Origin of the sequence: Paenibacillus sp. OAS669 (assembly GCF_014873645.1) — a bacterium.
GTDB classification, from domain to species: domain Bacteria; phylum Bacillota; class Bacilli; order Paenibacillales; family NBRC-103111; genus Paenibacillus_S; species Paenibacillus_S vulneris.
On record NZ_JADBDR010000002.1, the window covers coordinates 96,985 to 120,750 of the forward strand.

The 23,766-nt window shown below is 50.0% G+C and carries 24 protein-coding genes and 1 pseudogene; 22 read left to right on the forward strand and 3 right to left on the reverse strand.

Annotated elements, in window-relative coordinates; translation table 11 throughout:
- Positions 1-4 precede the first annotated feature (4 nt).
- The 9 genes from mutL to GGC63_RS05890 all read left to right on the forward strand — a co-directional run bounded on the left by mutL (position 5) and on the right by GGC63_RS05890 (position 10,433).
- Complete coding sequence (gene mutL / locus GGC63_RS05850) at positions 5-2,092, forward strand: DNA mismatch repair endonuclease MutL (RefSeq protein WP_192701516.1); 2,088 nt, start codon at positions 5-7, stop codon at positions 2,090-2,092.
- Positions 2,093-2,890 carry a class I SAM-dependent methyltransferase gene (locus tag GGC63_RS05855; RefSeq protein WP_225947987.1) on the forward strand — a complete coding sequence of 266 codons (798 nt, stop codon included), beginning with the start codon at positions 2,093-2,095 and terminating at the stop codon, positions 2,888-2,890.
- Positions 2,884-3,855 carry a tRNA (adenosine(37)-N6)-dimethylallyltransferase MiaA gene (gene miaA, locus GGC63_RS05860; protein ID WP_412973855.1) on the forward strand — a complete coding sequence of 324 codons (972 nt, stop codon included), beginning with the start codon at positions 2,884-2,886 and terminating at the stop codon, positions 3,853-3,855. The genes GGC63_RS05855 and miaA overlap by 7 nt, the downstream gene beginning before the upstream one ends.
- A gap of 11 nt (positions 3,856-3,866) precedes the next feature.
- Positions 3,867-4,106, forward strand: coding sequence for an RNA chaperone Hfq (hfq, locus tag GGC63_RS05865; protein ID WP_028548519.1), 240 nt, complete (start codon positions 3,867-3,869; stop codon positions 4,104-4,106).
- Between the two features lie 287 nt (positions 4,107-4,393).
- Positions 4,394-7,231 (forward strand): transglycosylase domain-containing protein, encoded by a 2,838-nt coding sequence (locus tag GGC63_RS05870; protein ID WP_192701518.1) that lies wholly within the window; start codon positions 4,394-4,396, stop codon positions 7,229-7,231.
- Between the two features lie 161 nt (positions 7,232-7,392).
- The gene (locus GGC63_RS05875; RefSeq protein WP_192701519.1) at positions 7,393-8,097 is read left to right on the forward strand and encodes a peptidylprolyl isomerase; all 705 of its coding nucleotides are present in this window, start codon (positions 7,393-7,395) and stop codon (positions 8,095-8,097) included.
- A gap of 193 nt (positions 8,098-8,290) precedes the next feature.
- Positions 8,291-9,253: an ADP-ribosylglycohydrolase family protein gene (locus GGC63_RS05880; protein WP_318780990.1), complete on the forward strand. Its 963-nt coding sequence runs from the start codon at positions 8,291-8,293 to the stop codon at positions 9,251-9,253.
- Complete coding sequence (locus GGC63_RS05885) at positions 9,253-9,648, forward strand: VOC family protein (protein WP_192701820.1); 396 nt, start codon at positions 9,253-9,255, stop codon at positions 9,646-9,648. The genes GGC63_RS05880 and GGC63_RS05885 overlap by 1 nt, the downstream gene beginning before the upstream one ends.
- Positions 9,648-10,433, forward strand: coding sequence for a YdcF family protein (locus tag GGC63_RS05890; protein ID WP_318780991.1), 786 nt, complete (start codon positions 9,648-9,650; stop codon positions 10,431-10,433). Before GGC63_RS05885 ends, GGC63_RS05890 begins: the two co-directional genes overlap by 1 nt.
- Here the strand turns inward: GGC63_RS05890 and GGC63_RS05895 are convergent.
- Positions 10,430-11,212: a GNAT family N-acetyltransferase gene (locus GGC63_RS05895; protein WP_192701520.1), complete on the reverse strand. Its 783-nt coding sequence runs from the start codon at positions 11,210-11,212 to the stop codon at positions 10,430-10,432. The two genes, GGC63_RS05890 and GGC63_RS05895, sit on opposite strands and share 4 nt — an antisense overlap.
- Positions 11,213-11,449: 237 nt before the next feature.
- Between GGC63_RS05895 and GGC63_RS34370 the strand changes: the two are divergent.
- The 9 genes and pseudogenes from GGC63_RS34370 to GGC63_RS05940 all read left to right on the forward strand — a co-directional run.
- Positions 11,450-11,593, forward strand: a pseudogene (locus tag GGC63_RS34370) (HAD hydrolase-like protein); the annotation flags it as partial.
- Positions 11,594-11,711: 118 nt separating this feature from the next.
- Positions 11,712-12,305 (forward strand): histidine phosphatase family protein, encoded by a 594-nt coding sequence (locus tag GGC63_RS05905; protein ID WP_225947989.1) that lies wholly within the window; start codon positions 11,712-11,714, stop codon positions 12,303-12,305.
- Positions 12,306-12,562: 257 nt separating this feature from the next.
- A complete protein-coding gene (gene spoVK / locus GGC63_RS05910; protein WP_192701522.1) occupies positions 12,563-13,561 on the forward strand; it encodes a stage V sporulation protein K in 999 nt (332 codons plus the stop codon).
- On the forward strand, positions 13,558-14,880 hold the full coding sequence (gene hflX, locus GGC63_RS05915) for a GTPase HflX (protein WP_192701523.1): 1,323 nt from the start codon (positions 13,558-13,560) through the stop codon (positions 14,878-14,880). Before spoVK ends, hflX begins: the two co-directional genes overlap by 4 nt.
- Entirely contained in the window at positions 14,873-16,120 is a 1,248-nt protein-coding gene (locus tag GGC63_RS05920; RefSeq protein ID WP_192701524.1) for an aminotransferase class I/II-fold pyridoxal phosphate-dependent enzyme, read from the forward strand. Before hflX ends, GGC63_RS05920 begins: the two co-directional genes overlap by 8 nt.
- A gap of 99 nt (positions 16,121-16,219) precedes the next feature.
- A complete protein-coding gene (locus GGC63_RS05925; protein ID WP_079909085.1) occupies positions 16,220-16,633 on the forward strand; it encodes a MerR family transcriptional regulator in 414 nt (137 codons plus the stop codon).
- Between the two features lie 92 nt (positions 16,634-16,725).
- Positions 16,726-18,063: a type I glutamate--ammonia ligase gene (gene glnA, locus GGC63_RS05930; protein WP_079909086.1), complete on the forward strand. Its 1,338-nt coding sequence runs from the start codon at positions 16,726-16,728 to the stop codon at positions 18,061-18,063.
- A gap of 179 nt (positions 18,064-18,242) precedes the next feature.
- Positions 18,243-18,857, forward strand: a complete 615-nt coding sequence (locus tag GGC63_RS05935) for a TetR/AcrR family transcriptional regulator (protein WP_179135895.1) — start codon at positions 18,243-18,245, stop codon at positions 18,855-18,857.
- Between the two features lie 55 nt (positions 18,858-18,912).
- Positions 18,913-19,824 carry an alpha/beta hydrolase gene (locus GGC63_RS05940; protein ID WP_192701525.1) on the forward strand — a complete coding sequence of 304 codons (912 nt, stop codon included), beginning with the start codon at positions 18,913-18,915 and terminating at the stop codon, positions 19,822-19,824.
- A 74-nt stretch (positions 19,825-19,898) separates the two neighbouring features.
- On the opposite strand, the gene lexA is transcribed toward GGC63_RS05940, so the two are convergent.
- A complete protein-coding gene (gene lexA, locus GGC63_RS05945; protein ID WP_079909089.1) occupies positions 19,899-20,522 on the reverse strand; it encodes a transcriptional repressor LexA in 624 nt (207 codons plus the stop codon).
- 147 nt (positions 20,523-20,669) lie between these two features.
- Here lexA and GGC63_RS05950 point away from each other — a divergent pair, with 147 nt between their 5' ends.
- The 4 genes from GGC63_RS05950 (at position 20,670) to GGC63_RS05965 (ending at position 22,985) form a co-directional block, all read left to right on the forward strand.
- A complete protein-coding gene (locus GGC63_RS05950) occupies positions 20,670-21,032 on the forward strand; it encodes a LysM peptidoglycan-binding domain-containing protein (RefSeq protein WP_225947990.1) in 363 nt (120 codons plus the stop codon).
- 153 nt (positions 21,033-21,185) lie between these two features.
- Positions 21,186-21,371 (forward strand): DUF896 domain-containing protein, encoded by a 186-nt coding sequence (locus GGC63_RS05955; protein WP_179135935.1) that lies wholly within the window; start codon positions 21,186-21,188, stop codon positions 21,369-21,371.
- A 251-nt stretch (positions 21,372-21,622) separates the two neighbouring features.
- Positions 21,623-22,132 (forward strand): hypothetical protein, encoded by a 510-nt coding sequence (locus GGC63_RS05960; protein WP_192701526.1) that lies wholly within the window; start codon positions 21,623-21,625, stop codon positions 22,130-22,132.
- A gap of 58 nt (positions 22,133-22,190) precedes the next feature.
- Positions 22,191-22,985 carry an HAD family hydrolase gene (locus tag GGC63_RS05965; protein WP_079909092.1) on the forward strand — a complete coding sequence of 265 codons (795 nt, stop codon included), beginning with the start codon at positions 22,191-22,193 and terminating at the stop codon, positions 22,983-22,985.
- A 132-nt stretch (positions 22,986-23,117) separates the two neighbouring features.
- Here GGC63_RS05965 and GGC63_RS05970 read toward each other — a convergent pair whose 3' ends face one another.
- Positions 23,118-23,660 (reverse strand): 1,2-dihydroxy-3-keto-5-methylthiopentene dioxygenase, encoded by a 543-nt coding sequence (locus tag GGC63_RS05970; RefSeq protein WP_192701527.1) that lies wholly within the window; start codon positions 23,658-23,660, stop codon positions 23,118-23,120.
- Positions 23,661-23,766 lie beyond the last annotated feature (106 nt).

Genomic DNA, 23,766 nt, shown 5'->3' on the forward strand with positions numbered 1-23,766 from the left:
AGCTATGGGTAAAATAAAAATTTTGGATGAGCATATTGCCAATCAGATAGCAGCCGGCGAGGTTGTGGAGCGGCCCTCCTCCGTAGTTAAAGAGCTGGTGGAAAATGCCATTGATGCGGGAAGCACCCGGATTGATGTCGCGATCGAAGAAGGCGGACTTGAGCTCATTCGCGTTACGGATAACGGCACCGGCATGGAGAGGGACGACTGTGAGGTTGCCTTCTTCCGGCATGCGACTAGCAAGATCGCGAGCTCCCAGGATCTGTTCTCGATACGGACGCTGGGCTTCAGGGGGGAGGCGCTGCCAAGTATCGCGGCGGTGTCGAAAGTAACCTGCGTGACTTCCACGGAAACGAACGGCCTGGGCTACAGGATGGTCATCGAGGGAGGCACGGTCAAGGAATTTACGGACGCCGCTTCCCCGAGGGGCACGGATATACAGGTACGCGAGCTGTTTTATAACACTCCGGCCCGGCTCAAATATATGAAGACGATACAGACTGAGCTTGGCCATGTTTCGGACTTTATCTACCGGTTAAGTCTGGCCCATCCGGAGATTGCTTTCACTTTGAAGCATAACGGGGGCCAGCTGATTCAAACGCTGGGTAACGGAGACATGCTGCAGGTGATTGCGGCCATCTATGGAACGGCAGTGGCCAAGAATATGCTGCTGATCGAAGGGGAGCATCTCGATTATTCTATTCGGGGATATATCGGCAAGCCCGAGACGACCCGGGCCAACCGAAACGGCATCTCGACGGTGATCAATGGAAGATATATCCGCAATTACACCCTGATTCACGCTCTAATGCAGGGCTATCATACCTTGCTGCCCATTAACCGCTATCCGATAGCCGCTTTTCATATCGAGACGGACCCGACGCTTGTCGATGTTAACGTCCATCCGGCGAAGCTGGAGGTGCGGTTCAGCAAAGAGCAGGAGCTGATTCAGTTCGTTGAGGAGCAGGTTCGGCAGATCCTGAATAAGCAGGTGCTTATTCCTTCCGCGGCCACGGCAGGCAAGACGAAGAAAGAAGCATTCGTGCAGGAGCAGATGGAGCTGTACCGGGCTTCCGGCCTGCCTCCGGTTCCGCCTGAACCGGTAAGCGGGCAGGCAGCTTCTGTTGAAACCAGCGAAGCAGTTCGGTCTGGAGCACCAGGAGCATGGGGAGCCGGCACGGCCGGCAGTATTCGCGAAATGAACCCTTCGGGTCCAGCGGATCCGTCCATTGCACAAGCAAGATCAGTAAGAAGCAATGAACCGAAGGAAAGCTATGGCGGCCGTTATGACGGTTACAGCGGATCATCGGCGGCTGGATCCTACAGCTTCGATCCATCGAAGACTCAAAGCAGTGGATATGCCCAGAGCCAGTCAAGCCTTCGGTCGGGAACAGGTGCTTATGGGGATCGTACCCCTGAACGTACCCAGGCTGAGCAAGCGGCGGCGAGCAGTGCTCTGCTTCGATCCATTACAGTGGATCAGGAGCAGGAAGCCCCCTCGCTTCCGGCCTTTCCGAAGCTGTACCCCATCGGGCAGATGCATGGGACCTATATTGTTGCGCAAAATGAGGAAGGTTTATTTTTAATCGACCAGCATGCCGCGCATGAACGGATCAATTATGAGTATTACTATGAAAAGTTTGGAAAGCCTGCAGAAGCCAGTCAAGAGCTTCTGGTACCTATTACATTGGAATTTACGCCCTCCGAGGCCGAGAGGCTGAAGGAAAAACTGCCTATGCTGGAGCAAGCTGGGGTTTATTTGGAGCCGTTTGGTGGAAATGATTATTTGGTAAGAGCCTATCCGCATTGGTTCCCTTCAGGCGAGGAACGCGCTCTGGTTGAGGAAATGACCGAATGGCTGTTATCCGAACGTAAAACAATTGATCTAGGAAAGCTGAGGGAGAAGGCGGCGATTATGTGCTCCTGCAAAGCGTCGATCAAAGCGAATCAAAGCTTGAGCACGCTCGAAATCGAAGGCTTGCTCGATCGGCTGGCAGCCTGCAGAAATCCCTATACTTGTCCGCACGGACGGCCTATCGTCATCAGCTTCTCCACATACGAGCTGGAAAAAATGTTTAAGCGGGTGATGTAGTTGCTGATTACAACCTCGTATGATCCACGTCAAGAGCAGCTTGCGCTCGCACAACGGCTTTTGGAGCAGCTGAAGCAGATGGAAGGAGTTACAGGACCGCTGCGGATCGTACCAAGAGCCCGGCTCTCTCTGCCTCAAATGAGGGAGCGTTATAAAGAAATGGACATCGTGCTTGTATCCAGAGAGCGAATAGAGTATTATCATGAACAGCAGCCTGCAATGTTTTTTCATCCCAGCACGGCAGCGATTCGTATCAAACGGCTGCTGAACGGGGAACAGGATACTTTGCTGCACTTGGCTCAAGTCCAGATGGGGGACACCGTATTGGATTGCACCGCTGGATTAGGGTCAGACTCCATCATGTTTTCATTTGGAGCCGGTGAAGCCGGAGCGGTAACGGCATTGGAAAGCAGTCCGTTACAATTCTTGCTGCTGGAGCACGGGCTGGGCTCTTATGATTCCGACATTCCCGGAATGGTAGAAGCTATGCGGCGAATCCGAACGGTTCAGACGGATCACCTGGACTTTTTGCGCCAGCAGAAGGACAGGTCGTTCGATGTCGTATACTTCGATCCGATGTTCCGCAAGCCGATTCATGAATCAAGCTCCATTCGCTCCATTCGGGGGATTGCCGATTCAAGAGCGCTGTCGGAGGAAGCAGTTGCCGAAGCGCTGCGGGTTGCCCGGAGGACGGTTGTCATGAAAGAACATCGGGATAGCGGTGAATTCGCCAGACTGGGCTTCACAGAAATGCACCGCTCAACAACGAAAATTGCTTACGGAGTGATAAGATTGTGACTGAGGCTTTGAGAAAGCCTGGGCTTCTTGTCCTTGTCGGACCCACAGCGGTTGGCAAGACGAAGCTGAGTATCAGGCTGGCATCCGAGTACGGAGCCGAGATTATTTCGGGCGATTCCATGCAAGTGTATCGCGGAATGGATATCGGTACGGCGAAAGTAACGCCGGAGGAGCAAATGGGAGTGCCTCATCACCTGATCGACATTCATGACCCGGATTATCCTTTTTCCGTTGCGGAGTTTCAAGAAAGGTCCCGTAAGCTGATTACGGAGATTCACGATCGGGGTAGACTTCCTTTTATGGTAGGAGGCACCGGTTTATATGTTGAATCGGTCTGCTACGACTATCAATTCAGCGAAAGCGGCTCGGATGAAGAATACCGGGAAGAGCAGCGCCTGTATGCCGAGAAGCATGGGAATGAAGCGTTGTGGGAAAGGCTGCGCGAGGTGGATCCGGAGACGGCCGAAAGGCTGCATCCCAACGATCAGCGTCGAATAATAAGAGCTCTGGAAGTATTTCACTTAACAGGAGAACGGCTTTCGGAGCAGCTAAAGGTACAAAAAAAACAGTCTCCCTACGAACTATGTATCATCGGGTTGACAATGGACAGAGCTTTACTATATAAACGTATTGAAGAGCGTATCGATCTCATGCTGGAGCAAGGTCTGGTGGAAGAGGTGCGGCGTCTTCGAGACCAAGGTTACGGAATACAACACATCTCGATGCAGGGACTTGGCTACAAGGAGATTTTGGGCTATTTGGAAGGGGCAGCGACCCTGGAAGAGGCAGTTGTTCAGCTGAAGCAGGATACCCGAAGATTCGCCAAGCGCCAGCTCTCGTGGTTTCGCCACATGAAGGATATCGAGTGGGTTGATGTGAGTAATCTGGAAAATTTTTCTGCCCACTTGGATCAGATTCATGCTATAATAGCAGATAAGCTAAAAATCGAACGTCAATTTATTTGAGGGGGCCCATGATGAACAAATCGATCAATATTCAAGACACATTTTTGAACCAGCTGCGCAAGGAAAATATCCCGGTTACCGTCTATTTGACTAATGGGTTTCAAATTCGCGGTATCATCCGTGCGTTCGATAATTTCACCATCATCATTGATAGCGAAGGCCGCCAGCAGATGGTTTATAAGCATGCCATATCAACCTTTACTCCACAGCGTTCCGTTTCATTGATGCAGGATAACAACGCCGAAGGCTAAGACCCTGCTGCATTGGAAGCCAGGACGTTAACGCAACATTTCGGCTCTTTGAACCGTCTAATTTCATAACGTCCATAAGAGCAACCCATGCAGTAAGGGTTGTTCTTTTATTACCACATCCAAATGTCTAAGTTCTATACAGCGCTAAGCGCGAAGTAACGGCATTTGGATTGGCGAATAAACGTACATCTAAACGTGGTTGCTCATCTTCAAATGACCTCGATAGATGTTTATTTCACCACATCCAAAGACCAGCTTGATAGAGACAAAAGAGGTGACGGAGAGAGATGACTACTGCCAAGAAACCACCATCGGGGAAACCGAAGAAAAAGAAGAAAAAGAGCAAGTTTAGTGCAGGAAAAGCTTTGATGTTTACGTTTATCGCCGCCGTATTAGCTCTGATATGCGCTTTAGGCGTCTATATTTTTATCATCATTAATGGAGACAAACTGCTGAAGGAAAATATCGACAAGCTGGATATGGACGAAGCTTCTCACATCTATGATGTTAGCGGAAATGAAATAGCGACATTGTCGAGGGAGAATCGTGAGGTTGTACAGCCCGAAGATATTCCTCTGAAGCTGAAGGAAGCCTTTATAGCGACGGAGGACAGACGCTTCGGTCAGCATTCCGGGATCGACTTCCTGGGGATCGGCCGTGCCTTGGTGAAGGACATTGTGGCAAGGAGCGCGGTCGAGGGCGGCAGTACGATCACACAGCAGCTGGCCAAGAACGTGTTTTTATCCAGTAACAAAACGTTTTTCCGTAAAGCTACGGAAATGTCGATCGCGGTTGCGCTTGAGAATAATTTTACCAAGGATGAAATTTTGACCAAGTATTTGAACCGTATTTTCTTTGGGAACCGCGCATTCGGCGTGAAAGTGGCGGCCAAAAAGTATTTTAACGTTTCAGATCTAAATCAGCTGCAATTATGGCAGATGGCGACTCTGGCGGCTATTCCGAAAGCGCCTAGCACTTATAATCCTATATCCAATCCGGAAAAGTCGAAGGAACGCCGGTCGGTCGTATTGAAGCTGATGCAGGATCAAGGTTATATTACAGAGGCTGAACGGGCCCAGGCGGAGGCGGTCGAATATGTACCTCCCAAAACGGCTGCAAACAACAGCAATGACTATTTGGCCTTTACCGATTACGTGCTGAATGAAGCGAACGATGTGTATGGGCTCACCGAGGACGATGTGCTGACCAATGGTTACAATATTTATACGACCATGGATTCTACGGCGCAAAAAATTATGGAACAAACCTTTGCGAACGATAAGTTTTTCCAGAAGGACGGTCCGGAACAAAAGATGCAGGGAGCCATGGCCATCGTCAATAATGAGGACGGCGGACTCGTTGGTATCATTGGGGGAAGAGATTATGTGGCCCGCGGCTTGAACAGGGCTACAATACCTCAACAGCCGGGATCCTCGATCAAGCCGATTATTGCGTACGCTCCGGCTATCGAAAGCGGCAAATATACGCCTTACAGCATGCTGCAGGATAAGGAAGTGTCGTATAGCGGTTATTCTCCTCGAAATTACGATGGAGTCTACCGCGGGCAGGTCTCGATGTTTGACGCCGTCAAGCTTTCCATTAATGCTCCGGCGATATGGCTTCTGAATGAGATCACCGTGAAGAAAGGGATGGATTTTGCCGTTAATATGGGCATTCCGCTCGATCCGGTGAAGGATCGAAACCTGGCTATCGCTTTGGGTGGATTGACTAAGGGAGCAACCCCGGTTCAGATGGCAACGGCGTATGCCGCATTTGGTAACAATGGCTATTTGAACAAGACCCATTCGATTATCAAAATTCAAAACGATAAGGGCGAAGATCTGTATACATTCAAGCAAGAACGGAAATCCGTCATGAGTCCGAAAACGGCTTACTATATGACGCAGCTTATGGAGGGCGTAGTAGGTCCCGGAGGTACAGGGGCGGCAGCTAAATTCAACCGTCCGTTGGCCGGGAAAACCGGATCTACGCAAAACGTCATCAAAGGGCTCGAGAAATACAATCGTGACCTGTGGTTCACGGGGTATACTCCGGAATGGAGCGCAGCAGTATGGATCGGCTTCGATAAAGCAGACGCGAAGCATTACGTTACGATGAGCAGCGGTGCGCCGGCCGTTATCTTCAAGGAAGTCATGCAAAAGGCACTGGCGAATAAGCCGATGACACAGTTTAAAAAGCCGGATAATGTTCCGGAACTGGGTGCGCCGCCTAAAGCTATAGGTGATTTGAAGGCGGAGTATGACAAAGATACCAGGTCGGTCATGCTGAGCTGGACCGGCGTAGGGGACAACGTATCCTATCAAATCTTCCGCAAGGAAGATAAGGATAAGGATTTCCCTGCCGAACCTGTGCTGATGACCCCGGGAACTCAAGTGAAGGACATTGCCATTCCGGGAACCACGTTTCAATATGTAGTGGTGCCGCTCAATCCGGATAGCGGATCCGCTGGCGCGCAATCTAACGTGGCTACCGTAGTCGTCCCAGGCGATACTAATGCGGATGGCTTGGGTCAAGGGCAGCCGAATGGCCAAGGACAGGGTCACGGCCCGAACGGCAACCAGGGCCAAAATGGGAATCAGGGACCGAACGGCAACCAAGGTCAGAATGGAAATCAAGGCCAAAACGGCAAGCCCGGACAATCCGGCACTTCTACGGATGGCAAAGGGCAGAACGGCGGAGCTGCCGGCGGCAGCGGACTGCCTGGCCAAACAGGCAATAACGGTCAAAGCCAAGGCCAAGGGCAAGGGAGCAATCACGGTACTGGAAGCAATACCGGGAACACGAACCAGGGCTCCGGCCAAGGAACCACTGGCGGATCCCAAGGCACTCCGCAGCCGGGCGGTACGCCCAAGCCCGGCGGCAATACCGGCGGCACCGGGGGAACCGGCGCCGGCGCAACCCCTGGCACCGGGTCGCAAGGCTCCGGTGCCGGAAGCACCGCTGCCCCGGGCACGGGCAGCGGCAGCGGAGGCGCAGCAGGGGGCACAGCCCCTGTAACGCCTCCGCCGGGGGCGGGCGCGCAAGGCGCTACCCCGCCGCAGGGCAGCACCGAAGCGGCAGTGGCTTCGCCGCCGCCGAGCGGTGCTGCAACAGGCACGCGCTGACCGTGCGTGCCGTAACCACAGAGCCGGTTCATACGGCTCTGCAAGAGCAAAACCTCCAAGAGTCCATCTTGGAGGTTTTGTTAATTTTTGGCCAGTCGTAGTATAATAGGGGATGTGGACTTGTCCATAAAAATCACATGTATGGAGTTGAAGGATGGAACATGAAAGCATCACTAGCAGCCAAGATTTCTAAATGGGCTTCCCTTGCCGTGGTATGCGCACTATTACTGTCCGCTTGCGGGACCAAGCCTGCCCCGGACCAAGGAAAGACGAGTGCAGGACAACCAACGGCGAGCCAACCGCCTGCAACCCAGGCATCTCCGCAGCCTCAGACTCAGAAAAGCTGGTCTTCTCCGCCAGAAATGAAAATCGACCAAAACAAGACCTATCAAGCTACGGTGACGACGTCCAAAGGGACATTCAAGATCGACTTGTTCGCCAAAGAAGCGCCTAAAACCGTGAATAACTTTGTCTTCTTATCCAAAGAGGGCTTCTATAACAATGTCGTATTTCACCGCATTATCCAATCGTTTATGGTTCAAACGGGTGATCCTGAAGGCACTGGACGCGGAGGTCCCGGATATAAATTTGAAGATGAGCTGAAAACGAGCCATCAATATGAGCCCGGAATTGTAGCGATGGCGAATTCTGGATCGAATACGAATGGCAGCCAATTTTTCATTTGTACCGGCGAGGACAGCAAGAACCTGAACAAAACGCCGAACTATACGATCTTCGGAAAAGTGTCCGAAGGAATGGATGTCGTACAACAAATTGCGGCGACACCGGTGGAATCGAACGGAAGGGAAAAGAGCAAGCCGACCGAGAAAGTAACCATTCAGTCCGTAACCATAACCGAAAAATAAACGGCCAAGCCATCAAGAGAACGAGCGGGATCGATTTGTACAATGGATTTAATGATACCCGGCCCTAGGCTTGCATACACATAGGAATGAACATGAGCAGCGTGGAAGAGGTTCCGCGCTGTTTTCCTTCTGACGGTGAGCAATGCCTGCACACCATTAGCGAAGACTCAATGGACGAAAGGAGAGGAAGTCTGTGACATCATTCATAACCAGATCGGAGAGATATCAAGGCTGCTTGCTTGGACTGGCCGCCGGGGATGCCTTAGGTACGACACTTGAGTTTCGTCCGCCCGGCAGCTTCGAAGCCATAACCGACATGATCGGAGGAGGCCCGTTTCAATTGGAAGCGGGACAGTGGACGGATGATACTTCCATGGCTTTATGCTTGGCGGAAAGCCTGCTCCACTGCCGGATGTTTCATCCGGCGGATCAAATGGAGCGCTACGTTCGCTGGTACAGGGAAGGGTACTTAAGCTCCACCGGGACCTGCTTTGATATCGGGAATACGGTGAGAGCAGCATTGGAGCGGTATGAGGAGACGCTGGAGCCCTTCAGCGGCTCGATCAAGCGGATGGCGGCAGGGAACGGGGCATTGATGCGCTTGGCTTCGGTTCCAATGTTTTTTGCCAGTCATCCGGAGGAAGCGCTAATCCGTTCCGGAGACAGCTCCCTGACTACGCACGGGACGGTTCTGTCCGTAGATGCATGCCGCTACTTCGGCGGGCTCATTGTTGGGGCTCTGCAGGGCAGGAATAAGGAAGAACTGCTATCGGCCGGTTTTTCACCGGTAGAGGGTTACTGGGAGCAGCGTAGACTGGTGCCGGAAGTCGATCAGGTCGCCAACGGCTCCTTTAAATCCAAGCAGCCTCCGGAAATTAAAGGAACGGGTTATGTTGTCGATTCACTGGAGGCGGCATTGTGGGCATTTTATCGCAGCAGCAGCTTTGAGGAGGGCTGTCTCATGGCTGTAAATCTCGGGGACGATGCGGATACCACAGGAGCCATCTACGGGCAGCTGGCAGGCGCCTATTATGGAGTCCGTGCCATTCCTCCCGATTGGCTGAACAAGCTGACGATGAGGCCCTACCTGGAAGAAACGGCTGTCGCATTGATGCAAGCCTCCGAGGATTCTGCCCGACGGGAGCGTGTTCTATGATTCCCGTAACGGGGTTCAATCATGTTACGCTGAAAGTGAACGATCTTGCGCAGTCTCTGCCGTTCTACCTGGATGTCCTGGGAATGAAGCTGGTCCACCGGGGACTAAGCGACGTTTATTTGGAATGGGGGACTGCCTGGATATGCTTGCTGCAGCGTCCGAATGATCCATTGGGAGCAAAGTCATGTACAAGCGGAATGGATCACCTGGCCTTTTCGATTGCGGAGGCTGATTTTCCTGCTGCAGTCGTGAGATTGCAAGAAGAAGGTGTCCCTATCGTCAGAGGACCGATCTGCCGGGGCGGAGGCTGGAGCATCAATTTCCTCGATCCCGATGGCATAGAGCTGGAGCTGTTTACAGGCACATTGGCGGAGCGGATGAAGGTGTGGACATAGTGCGGTTAAAGGGAAAGAAGAAGACCAGTATATTCTCAAGATGGATTATCATCCTAAACCGGCTGCTTCGTTTGCTGCTTGCCTTGTGTATTCTCGGGCTGGCATGGGCTGTGTTTTTACTTTGGAAAATGGAGTCGTTCCCCGATAACCCGCAGGCGCGCGGCGATGTAGGCATCGTGCTTGGTGCGGCATTATGGAAGGACACGCCCAGCCCGGCTTTGAAGGAAAGACTCGACAGAGCGGTGGAGCTGTATCGTGCCGGCCAAATTCCCCGAATCATCGTCTCGGGCGGTCTGGATTCTGTCTACTCCAAGCTTACGGAAGCCGAAGGAATGAGGAATTATTTACTCACACAAGGCATTCCAGCTGGCGTGATCACCATGGAGACTCAATCCACCAGCACTTATGAAAATTTATTGTTTTGTCAGCAGCTGCTCAAGCAGCAGGGCTGGACTTCCGCCGTGATTATAACCCACAGGTACCATGCCGTTCGGGCCATGGATATCGCTGCATTTCTTGGGTATGAACAGTTCGAAGCCTCCCCAGTGGATAGCAAGGTTCTGATGATGTATTGGCACAAAAGCCGAGAGACGCTAGCCTGGACCAAGTGGGAATTGGATAAGCTGCTTATCCGGATAGGATTGGAGTCAAAGCCGATGGATTCTTCCGCTATCAAAGCGGGGTTCATCGGCTCTTCTTATTTCCAGACATATTATTCGGGGGTTACTCCGACGTTGTATAAACTTTCTTTTAAAGGATTCTCTCGACGAGGTCTCGCATGCTAGGCAAGGATTTCTCGCCGGTAATGATACTTGTACAGTGGACGGAAGCCAGCGCTTTGGTACAGCCGGACTGCAGCCGTGTTGCTCTCGACCACTTGCAAATACATGCGGACAGCCCCTTGGTCCAGGCTCCAGCGTGCTAACTGATGGAGCAGGGAACGGCCTAGGCCTTGTCTGCGCATGGAAGGGTGAACGACTACGTTGAGGAGAGCCGCCCAATCGCCTTGAATTACGGATGTGCCTAAGGCAGCAGTACGCTGGTCACGGTGCATGCTGACGAATCCTTTGGGGGACTGGATTCCGGCTAAAACCCGATTATAGAAATCGTATGTATGAGCACCGTAATCCTCTGCTTCCAAAAAATCGGTCAGCCATATCCGGTCATGTTCATCTTGAACGGTATATTGGAGGGGGAGCTCTTTTGCAGGAGAGGTAAGTTCCATCATTTGTTCTATATCGGCAATCATGACGGTGCTCTCGCCCTCTTTGACAAAGGAAAGGCCTTCCAGCATTGGATCCAGCCCGTCCGGAGAAGCTTCACTAATCTGGATAATAAGCGGTAAGTCCTGCCGACGATAAGAATTTCGAACCTCTTCGAGCCATGCTGGATTGTTGGGGATGGTCCCGTAGGTTGATGTCCATACGCTATTGGCTCTTTTGGTCGTACCCTCGGAGACACGGACTAGCCAGTCTGCATAAGGATGAGCGGTTAGAGCAGGCCAGGTGTGAACAGCCAAACGTTCTAAGGAAGCTATGAGGCTTCGACGTTCCGTCTTGTTCAAGATATCCCTCCTTGGTTAGTATGAACAGTATAAAAACACAAATTTATGTATAAATATACACATCCATCAACATGTTAGTCAACTAGATATTGGAGAGTCGAAGCTTCAAAATAAGAATCCCTGTTACGCGGGGTATGGTATAATATGGATCATGGATTTCAAGAGCAACCAGTTTCTTTTCAGATTGTGAATGGTGTTAATTATTAATACCATTAAGTCTTGGATGGGGAATCGCATGTGATAAAATCCCTTATTTTTGATTTTGACGGTTTGATTCTGGATACGGAAACACCGGATTTCGAGTCCTTTCGGAAGATGTTTGAAGAGCATGGAGCAGAGCTGTCCCTTGAGCTTTGGGGACGAAGCGTGGGACGGATGGCTCCGCCTTTGAACCGTACGCTTATCGTAGATTACGATTCCATGGTGGATATGCCATTAGATGAGGTTATCGCTACCGTTACCGCGCAAACTGCATTTTTATCCCAAAGGAGGGAGCAGGATGATGTCTTACGATTCGGAGGACGTACAGCAAATGGGACATCACAGTGACAAGCAAACCATTTTTTTGATTCGGCACTGCAAAGCGGAAGGGCAGGCGTACGATGCTCCATTGACAGCAGAGGGCGTTCTTCAAGCTGAACGGTTATCCGCTTGGCTTGCAGCGTATCCTATCCAATATGTAGCGTCAAGTCCCTTTACCAGAGCTGTTCAAAGTGTGAAGCCTTATGCAGAAAAAATGAATAAACCTCTGATGACGGATGTGAGATTCTCCGAAAGGAAGCTAAGCGAAGAGAACAGGGAGGATTGGCTGCAGTGCCTGGCACGCACCTTTGAGGAACCGGATTTATGCTTTCCCGGAGGGGAATCCAATAGAGAGGCTGCGGGACGTGCGGTTGAGGCTATAACCGAGATGCTTGAGCTGGGGTACAGCACCTATACGGTTGCCTCGCATGGCAATCTTATTGCGATCTTATTAAACTACTATGATAGCCGGATAGGGTTTGAGCAATGGAAGCAGCTATCGAATCCCGATGTGTTTCAGTTAACCTTCCGGCATCGTCAGTTTGAAGAGCTGCAGCGGGTATGGGACTAGAATCGTCCCGACGATAGTCCTGAGATTATTTGGGTAGTAATGATTTTCTACCACTAAAGATCAGGCGGTTTGTTTTATAATCAGAATCAGAAACGCTCCCATGCTTAAGAGAGGGGAGGGACCCCATGAAGGAAACGGTCCGCTTTCCGGCCGGATTTTGAATTTTTGCAAATTGGCCTTACAATAAGAAAAGAAAATGGGCACATTCACCTGGGCTTCTGCGTATACTGCTAACACCAAGTAAAGAGGTGATACGCATGAGTGGACGTGTCGTACCGACGGATCAGATCCAGATTACGAAGAATGCCCATCAAATCAATGTGGTATTGCGTAATCCTGAACCGGTAAGTATGAGCGCCGAGTCAGAGCCTCACTTTCATGGCAAACCGTTGTCCCAGCAAGGGCAGTTCGGGGAGATCATGAAGGAGCTCGATCGGATGGTCGGTTTGGACAACGTAAAGGAGCTCGTCTTCGAGATTTATGCGCTGCTGCGCATTGCGGGTTTTCGGGCTGAAGTCGGGCTCATGGCCAATAGCCAGGTGTATCATATGATATTCAAGGGGAACCCGGGAACCGGCAAGACGACGGTTGCGCGTATTATCGCCAAGCTGCTGCAAACTATGGGTGTGCTGAACAAAGGGCATCTGATTGAGGTGGAACGCGCCGATTTGGTAGGCGAATACATAGGGCATACAGCCTTGAAAACTAGAGAATTGGTCAAGAAAGCGCTGGGAGGCGTTCTATTTATTGACGAAGCCTACAGCTTGGCACGCGGTGGAGAAAAGGATTTTGGCAAGGAAGCGATAGATACGCTGGTCAAAGCAATGGAGGATCATAAAAACCAGTTTATTCTTATACTGGCGGGGTACTCGGCGGAGATGGAGCAATTTCTGCAGACCAACCCTGGACTCCCGTCCCGATTCCCCATCCAGCTGGATTTTCCCGATTATACGGTGGATCAGCTGATGCAGATTGCAGAGATGATGGTGAAGGAAAGAGAGTATGCGCTGACCCCTCAGACTGAAATGAAAATACGCCAGCAAATCGTCAACGAGAAGCAGCAGAGCGATAGCGAAGTGGCTTTCAGTAACGCACGGTATGTTCGCAATCTGATTGAAAAAGCCATGCGAAATCATGCGGTTCGATTGCTGAATCAGCATACACAGCAGCCAAGCAAGCAGGATCTGATGACGATACGGCCTGAAGATGTTAAGCTGGAGCGAAAACCTGCAAAGGAGAACTATAAATTTATATGAAACCAACAACACATACGATTGAACACGAGCAAGAGAGAGCTGTATTAGTCAGCCTTGTTACTCCGGATTTGAAAAGGCAGGAGGCCTATTCACCCGAATATTCCTTGAATGAACTGGTGAGTCTTGCGGAGACGGCCGGAGTGATTGTCCTTGATACATTATCGCAGAACCGCGAGACGGTGGATACCAAATGGTTCATCGGGAAAGGAAAGGCCGAGGAGCTGAAGCAGCTATTGGATGAACATAATGCGAACACGGCGATCTTCGATCAGGAGCTCTCCGGCGCGCAGGTCCGCAATCTGGAGCAGTTTCTCGACGTTAAGATCATCGACCGCACCCAGCTGATTCTTGATATTTTCGCCGGCCGGGCCAAAACGCGGGAAGGCATTATTCAGGTGGAGCTTGCACAGCTCAGCTATTTGCTGCCGCGGCTTTCCGGACAGGGCGCCAACCTGTCCCGGCTTGGCGGCGGTATCGGTACGAGAGGACCGGGGGAAACGAAGCTGGAGACGGACCGCCGTCATATCCGCAACCGGATCAGTGAGCTGAAGCAGCAGCTGCAGGAGGTTGTACGGCACCGGACCTTGCACAGAGAGCGCCGCAAGAAGACGGGAGTTTTTCAGGTAGCTCTGGTAGGCTACACCAACGCGGGGAAATCCACTCTGTTAAAGCAGCTGACTCAAGCTGATGTATATGTGGAGAATCAGCTTTTTGCTACCTTGGACCCGACCTCACGCACTTTCGAGCTGCCAGGCGGCAAAGAAATCGTGCTGACGGATACGGTAGGGTTTATTCAAAATTTGCCGCATGATCTTGTAGCCGCATTCCGCGCAACTCTGGAAGAGGCCTGCGAAGCCGATCTGATTCTTCATGTCGTGGATGCTTCCTCGGAAATGATGGATACTCAAATGAAGGTCGTGGATCAGGTTCTAAGAGAGCTTGGCGCTCACGGCAAGGAACGGATCACCCTGTTCAACAAAGTGGATTTATGTACACCGGAACAGGTGGAGATGCTGACGACGGAAGGGGAATTTTTGCGGATTTCCGCTTACCGTGAGGAAGATTTGCAGCGGATCGGCGAGCTGATTGAAGCGCGGCTTATGGGAGAATGCAAGACGTTCCGTATCCCTGCGGAAAAAGGCGACGTGATCTCTCTGGTCTATCGCGTAGGCGAAGTGCTGGAGAACGAGGTAGACGGCGGCGACATGCTGCTGCAGGTAAGAGTAAACAATAAAGAATATGATAAGCTGGGGTATTTATTGGCTGCATACGCCATGGATCAGGCACAGAATGAGGGAGAGAATTCGGAGCATGTTTAACGAACGCATTACGGCATGGATGGAGCGTGCCGAGCAGGTTATTGAAGAGAAGGTCAAAGAAATCGACCGTATTGTGGATCAAAATCAGTGGAAAGTAATTCGCGCCTTCCAAAACCAAAAGGTCAGTGATTACCATTTCTCCGGTTCTACGGGGTATGGTTATAATGATCGCGGGCGCGAAGTGCTGGATTTGGTCTATGCGGAGGTGTTTGGAGCGGAGGCCGCCTTGGTGCGGCCGCATTTTGTGTCCGGGACTCATACGATAGGAACGGCGCTGTTCGGAGTTCTAAGACCGGGGGACGAGCTTCTGATGATTACGGGCCGTCCTTACGATACTCTGCATAAAGTGATTGGGAATCCTGGCGACGGGAAAGGCTCCTTGCAGGATTGGGGCATTGCATATGGTGAAGTGGCGCTTCTAGAGGACGGCTCGCCTAATTATGATGAAATCCGTACACGGGTTACAGAACAAACGAAAGTGATCGGCATTCAACGGTCCCGCGGCTATTCGTGGAGACCGTCTTTTACGGTGCAGCAAATCGGTGAGATGGTGCGTTTTGTCAAGCAGCTGAAACCGGACGTAATCGTATTCGTAGATAATTGCTATGGCGAGTTTACCGAGCTGATGGAGCCAACTCAAGTGGGTGTAGATCTGATGGCGGGCTCGTTGATCAAAAATCCCGGCGGAGGTCTTGCCGCTACGGGAGGATATATCGCCGGTAAAAGCGAATACGTAGAGCTGGCTTCCTACCGATTGACGGCTCCGGGTATTGGCGGCGAGGTTGGAGCTATGCTGGGCACGATTCGCAGCATGTATCAGGGCTTTTTTCTGGCGCCCCATTTGGTCGGACAGGCCGTGAAGGGGTCGATCTTTGCGGCAGCTGTGTTTGAACAGCTTGGTTTCACCACGCATCCTCACTGGAATGATCCTAGAACCGATTTGATTCAAGCGATTCAATTTACAAGCGACCGGCACCTGATTGCCTTCGTACAAGGGATTCAGCAGGCCGCAGCCGTGGATGCGCATGTCGTTCCGGAGCCTTGGGATATGCCAGGCTATGAGCACCCGGTCATCATGGCTGCAGGCACCTTTATTCAAGGTGGCAGTCTGGAGTTATCCGCCGATGCGCCTATCCGCGAACCTTATATTGCCTATATGCAGGGCGGGCTAACCTATTCCCACTGCAAGCTGGGTGTGCTTACCGCATTGCAAAATATGATAGACCGCGGCCTACTGTAATTAATGCTGACACATTTCATAAACCTAACATAACTTGACACATTTATGTAGTGAGGTTACAATGAAGCTAGGTTTTTAGATTACAGGGGTGAACAGGTCATGAGTGATGATATTCGCCGTAATATGGCGCTTTTTCCGATTGGAATCGTAATGAAATTGACCGATCTGACCGCTAGGCAGATCCGGTATTATGAACAGCATGAGCTTGTCATTCCGGCAAGAACCGGAGGCAACCAGCGGCTATATTCCTTTAATGATGTAGAGCGTTTATTGGAAATCAAGGACTTGATCGAAAAAGGGGTCAACATTGCTGGCATTAAGCAAGTGCTCCTGCCTGTCTCCAAGGATTCGGAGGAAGCAACTGTACTGAACGAACAGTCCGAAGTGAAGCGAAGAGAATTAACGGATACTCAGCTGCACCGTATGCTGAAGCAGCAGCTGTTAGGCGGCGGCAAGCGGCCGGGTCAAGTATCCTTGATCCAAGGCGAGCTATCGCGCTTCTTCAAGAAATAAAAGCTTCTCTAGAGCATGTTCTGATTGTGTAAGAGTTCGTCTTACGAACATGCTCTGTTAGTTTACATAATCTCAAGGAGGAGAAATGGACCGTGACTGAGAAAACATACACAAAAGAGGATATTTTGCGCATAGCAAAGGAAGAAAACGTTCGGTTTATCCGCTTGCAATTTACCGATTTGCTGGGGACGATCAAGAACGTGGAGATTCCGGTAAGCCAGCTTGAGAAGGCATTGGACAATAAAATGATGTTCGACGGCTCCTCTATCGAAGGCTATGTTCGTATCGAGGAATCCGACATGTACTTGTATCCGGATCTAAGCACATGGGTCATTTTCCCATGGGTAACGGAAGATCGGGTCGCTCGCTTGATTTGCGATATTTATTTGCCGGATGGCCGGCCATTCCCTGGAGACCCTCGCGGTATTCTAAAGGCTGCGCTGAAGGAAGCCGAGGAAATGGGCTACACTGCTATGAATGTAGGACCTGAGCCGGAATTTTTCCTGTTCAAAACCGACGATAACGGCAATCCGACCATGGAATTGAACGATCAAGGCGGATATTTTGACTTGGCTCCAATGGACCTGGGTGAAAACTGCCGCCGCGAGATCGTATTGACCTTGGAGGAAATGGGCTTTGAAATTGAAGCCTCTCACCATGAAGTGGCTCCAGGACAGCACGAAATCGACTTTAAATATGCTGATGCTATTAAAGCGGCGGATCAGATTCAAACCTTCAAGCTGGTTGTTAAGACGGTAGCAAGACAGCATGGTTTGCACGCCAGCTTTATGCCGAAGCCGCTGTTCGGCGTCAATGGCTCGGGTATGCACTGCCATCAATCGCTGTTTAACGGCAAAAGAAATGTGTTCTACGATGAGAGCGATAGACTGGGTTTAAGTGCTGAAGCCCGACATTACATGGCAGGCATTTTGCATCACGCTCGCGCCTTTGCGGCCATCACGAATCCTACGGTGAACTCTTATAAGCGTCTTGTGCCCGGCTATGAAGCTCCTTGCTATGTAGCATGGTCCGCAAGCAACCGCAGCCCGATGATCCGTATTCCGGCTTCCCGCGGCTTAAGCACTCGCGTGGAGGTTCGTAACCCGGACCCTGCTGCCAACCCGTATTTGGCGCTAGCTGTCATGCTTAGAGCCGGCTTGGACGGCATTAAGAACAAAATGCAGCTTCCTCCTCCGACAGATCGCAACATTTATGTCATGTCCGAAGAGGAACGCGAGGAGCAGGGCATTCCTAGCCTTCCGGTTGATTTGAAGCAGGCTCTGGATGAGCTGCTTCGGGATGATGTCATCTGTGATGCCCTAGGCGATCACGCACTGGCCCATTTTGTAGAATTGAAAGAGATTGAATGGGATATTTATCGTACTCAAGTGCATGCTTGGGAGCGGGAGCAGTATTTGACGCTATACTAAGCTAAGATAAATCTCGCTGAGTATTCGCTATGGCCCGGGACCTTCTGGTTCCGGGCTTTTATGGTGTGCTGGCGGGCAGAGGCGATTCGCAGCAACATGATTTCAAACCATATATTTACAAATGGAAAATAAAGTTATATACTAGTACTGAACAATCAGTACTAAATGAGGGTGAGCAAATGACACGAACGAATACACCCGATGCGAGGAAACGGATTTTACAAGCCGCCACCCGGGTATTTGCAGAGAAAAGCTTTGAAGGAGCCAGGATCGATCAAATAGCGGAGGAAGCGCATGTTCCCAAATCCTTGATTTACTACCATTTTAATAGCAAAGACCAAATACTGGAAGTGTTGTACGAGGATTTCATCCGGGAATATCGTGAGCTGCTTCAGATAGCGAAGACCGATACTCATGATTCTAAAGCAAACACTATGCAAAGCAGGCTGCAGACGATTTATAGGGAGTTTGCGGTACAAAATTCCGATGTGATCCGTATCATGTTTATCGATTCGCTCAAGAAATCCAACGAACAGCCGGTCATCTATAAAGTAGTGGAAACGATGATCCAGGCTGAGCAATCCCGGATGGGTCTTGCCGAGACAGATCAAGCGTATGATCCTGACGAAAGACGGATCGCGGAATTTTTTACGGGGATTATCCCTCTGTTCGCGTATTTATGCTATTCGGAATCGTGGATTCGTTATTTTGATATTGAGAAGAAGCGGTTTGATGAATTATTCCTTTCCATTTTCATGTCTTCACATGGAGCTTACCATAAGGATCATCAGTAATTTTTTTAATTTATTAATACTGAATATTCAGTACTAAAATGTGGGAGGAAATGACATGAAATCATCCAGCAAGGAAACTCTGGCGGCCATTAAGCAGCATCTCAGGCAATCGTTTACCTTTACCCGAAAAACCGTAGAACAAATTCGCTCGGAGGAAAGGGAGGCAGTTCAAGCGCTGCCCAAGCTATCTGGTGTGAAGACGGAACGAGTTATGGTCGGCCATATCCAAGGGGAATGGGTTTTGGCCGGAGAGGCGGCCGAAGATGGTAATGACGCCATTTTGTACTTTCATGGAGGCGCGTTTATCTCGGGCTCATGCGATACCCATAGGGATCTGGCGGCCCGAATTTCCGAACAGAGCCGTACCCGAGTGCTTGTCATTGAGTACCGTCTTGCTCCTGAGCATCGTTATCCTGCGGCTAATGAAGATTGTTTAGCAGCCTACCGTTGGCTGATGCAGCAGGGAATACCCAGCGAGCAAATCATGCTTGGGGGAGACTCTGTCGGCGGCTGCCTGGCATTGATGACATTATTGACTTTACGTGATGCAGGGGACCCGCTGCCGGCTGGAGCTTTCCTGCTATCGCCCCATACGGACTTCTTATACTTTGATAGTGAATCCTATATCAGCCATGCGAGCTCGGACCCGCTAGGTAGCCTGGAAAGCTCCAGGTTATGTGCGGAATATTACTTGGGCTCCTTATCGCCAAAGCCACTGTTAATGTCGCCACTAAACCAGAATCTTCAAGGGCTGCCTCCCTTACTTATTCAAGTAGGGGATCAAGAGGTGCTGCTCGACGAATGTACCCGATTGGCAGACAAAGCAAGGGCTTCCGGGGTTGATGTCACGTTGGAGGTTTGGGATCAGATGTGGTGCGTTTTTCAGCAATTGGCAGGCATCTTGCCGGAAGGAGAGGAGGCTATACGGCATATCGGCGGGTTCGTTACAGGCCGTTTGCATAAATAGAAGGAATATAAAAGAAGCCAAGGTACAGGTGCCGCCTGCATCTTGGCTTCCTTCCGTTATACTTGGGAATCGTCTTAGTGAATGTCGCGAAATACGCCTACAACACGGCCAAGAATGGTCACATGCTTGAGTCGAAGGGGCTCCATGGTGGAATTCTCCGGCTGAAGGCGGATATGATCCTTCTCCTTGAAGAAGCGCTTGACCGTGGCTTCGTCATCCTCCGTCATGGCAACGACGATATCTCCATTATTAGCCGATTGCTGCTGGCGAACAATGACGTAGTCCCCGTTATGAATCCCTGCCTCGATCATACTGTCGCCAATTACACTGAGCATAAACACGTTATGATCTCCGACATAATGCGAAGGCAGAGGGAAGTAGTCTTCAATGTTCTCCGTAGCCGTAATAGGTACACCAGCTGTTACGCGTCCGATCAAAGGTACCCTGGAAACGGAAAGAGCGAATTGGCTTCCTTCCGTCGATGAGCCGTCCGTAATTTCAATAGCACGAGGCTTGGTAGGGTCTCTGCGGATCAGACCCTTCTTCTCCAAACGCTCCAAATGTCCGTGAACAGTCGAACTGGAGGCTAGTCCAACGGCTTCTCCAATTTCACGTACGGATGGAGGATAGCCTTTATCTTTCACTTCGTTCTTAATAAATTCCAATATCGCCAGCTGCCGATTGGATAGTTTGCTCATCAAGTATCACTCCAGTATTGGTAATAATTAACCAAATTATATCACAGAACCGGAGTTCGTACAAACATAAGTTCGAAAAAAAGCATTGACACAAACAAATGTTCGCGTTATTATGAAAAACAGAACAAATGTTTGGGGGTCGTGATCATGTATATGAATGAACAATTACTTACAAACTCGGTAGTCTCGGTGCAAGGAAACAGACGGAGAGGGGAAAATCCCAACGGTACCAAGAGGAGAATGAGAGGGCTGTTTGTCGTTGCGATAGTGATCCTGATAGCCAGCATTTGCCTTTCCTTTATTGGCGGGAATTCGGACGCATTTGCGGCTGACACCGGAAGCCATCTGGAGCAAACCGTCGAAGTCGTCAAAGGAGATACGCTATGGGGAATTGCGAGCAAGTACGCAGGAAAGGGACGCAATGTCCGTGACTATATGTACGAAGTGAAGAAAGTGAATGATTTGAAGTCTAATGTACTTCAAGTAGGTCAAGTCCTGGTTCTGCCTTAAGCCTTGTTGTTCTCACTTCTGTTTCGACTGCACTTGACAATCGAATCCTGTAATGTCAAAGTATAATTTGATGCATTTTTAGCTGTGCTTGAGAAAGAGCCGGAATGCGCCTGAATCAAGCCTGACATGACCAGGAGGATTACAATGAACGAAATGGAACACGATCAGTACATTAAACGGATTAATGAGTTGGCACGCAAAGCGAAATCAGTGGGGCTGACAGACGAAGAGCTCGAAGAACGCAACGAACTTAGAAAGCGTTATATTAACGCATTTAAGAGCAATTTGCGCAACCAGCTGGAGAACATCAAATTCGTTGATGATGACAACAAGCAATAATTAGGGGGACTTCATTTCATGCAGTTTGGGGCAGTGGAGCAGAGCAATATGGCATTTTCCAAGCAAGTCTTGGGTATGACGATAATACAAGATCCGGTTTATACACCGGGATATATCGCACTTGCTCATGTTTCGCTAACTGAATAGATGATTCCTATGTTGGATGATTTGGTAGTATCTGCCTTCTAGATGCTCCGGGTACTCCAACTTTTTGGCGTATTCATACAGTACTTTTATAAGGAGATTGAGATATGTCTCGTAAATGGGAACGGATGGTTCTTAAGAACTCTAAGAAGGTCAATAAGGCCCGGGCCAAGCAGGGCAAGCCATTATTGAGCGAATCCTCCTCGGACGGAGCGGTTACGTTACGCGGGAGAAGCTGGTTCATGCCTTTACTGCTGGTTTGCGTCGGCATTTTCTGCTTTATCGCTTTTCGCAATAACTACCAGAACGATAGTTTGTATTGGGTGACCGGCGGGAGCTATATGGTCTTAGGTTTATTTATTTTCCTGGTACGCCGGCCCTTCCTCAAGATCGGTAAGGACTACCTCGTTTCGCGGCGTTTTGGAGGCGATCGGCGGGTAGAGCCTGCGCAGATCCAGGAAATCGTTATTCAAAAAGACGCTGTAGCGATAGCTTTGACTACGGGCAAAAACAAATGGGTATTTACGAAATTGTTCCACCAATTTAATATGGAAGAGTTGTCGGAGCAGCTTAAGCAATTTGCGGCTCGGAATCATGTAGAGCTGAAGAACGAATAATCAATGGCTCCGAAGGGAACCACTACAGATTTTATGGGGAAAAGGATGGAAGACTAGGATGAGCATTCAAGCGGTTTTATTTGATTTGGACGATACGCTGTTGTGGGATGACCGGAGCGTAAAGGAAGCTTTCCAGGCGACTTGTGAGGAAGCGGCCAAGCATTATTCTCTGGACCCTGCGGCTTTGGAGGAAGCGGTTCGTAAGGAAGCGCGTGCTTTATATGAATCTTACGAAACATTCCCATTTACGAAAATGATCGGAATTAATCCGTTTGAGGGACTCTGGGCTAATTTCACCGAAGGCGAGAACGAGAACTTCCGCAAGCTGCAGAAGCTCGCTCCGACCTACCGGACGGAATCCTGGACACGCGGACTTAAAGCATTGGGCATCGATGACCCTGAGCTGGGCTACCGCTTGGGCGAGCTGTTTCCAGCTGAGCGTCGTAACCGGCCGATTGTCTATGAAGAAACCTTTGAAGTGCTGAAGCAGTTAAAAGAGAAGTACAAGCTGCTGCTGCTCACTAACGGCTCGCCGGATTTGCAAAATGAAAAGCTGGCAGGAGTACCGGATCTGGCCCCATATTTTGACCATATCATTATTTCCGGGAATTTTGGTGAAGGAAAGCCTGCTGTCTCTATATTTAACCATGCAATGGAGCTTCTTGGGATTACAGCAGATCAAGGAGTTATGATTGGGGATAAATTGACGACAGATATTTTGGGCTCCGGACGTGTAGGCATGCGTAACATGTGGATTAACCGCCATGGAATTAGCCGTACGGATGAAATCATTCCTGCTTACGAAATCAAAAGCTTGCGTGAAATTCAGGGCATTATTCAATCTATTGGTTAATTGTTATAAACAATAAAGACCCTCAGCTCGAGGGTCTTTTCTAATCATTACAGCCATTTTATAATATCGGGGTTCCCCGCAAAGTATCTGAATCGGCTTCGAACCAATACCCCACTGAGTGGGGTTATTTGGTTAGGCCTTTTGGAAGGTAGGATCGTCGAACGGATGAGCAATCCAGCCCTCAGTTTCAATAAATAAACGAACGGCTACGATTTGGCGATTGTCCATCAAGGTGAAGAAATGAGGCTTGTGCTCAGGAACGGAGATTACATCACCGGCTTCCAGCTCTACGTCGAAGTAGCCTACATCATCAGTGCCTTTGATAATGAAGATCCCTTTACCTGCCGTAATGGCGCGAACTTCATCTTCTGTGTGCGTGTGAACCTGCTCGAACTTTTTCAGCAATTCGTCCAGATTCGGAGTCGCATCGGAGAGTGCGATGATGTCCCAAGTCAAGTAGCCGCGGCGGCTTGCAAGGTCTTTGATCTCAGGCTCAAAAGTAGATAAGATCTCTGCCTTTTCTTCATCGCTAAGAATAAATTTTTCCTGCAGGTGGGCCGGAAGCTTGCCTGGATTCCAATGCTCATACAATACTTCTTGCTTATCCAAAAATGCTTTAACATTTTCTTCGCCGGAGATGCGTTCATTAGTGCTGCGAATGCGAATTTCTGCCATGCTCATCCCTCTTTCAAATCATAAATTAGTTCTTTACTTATTATAGTGCAATTTTTGATATATGTCGATTGGATATTTGCGATAATTCCAATAGGGATTATAAGAA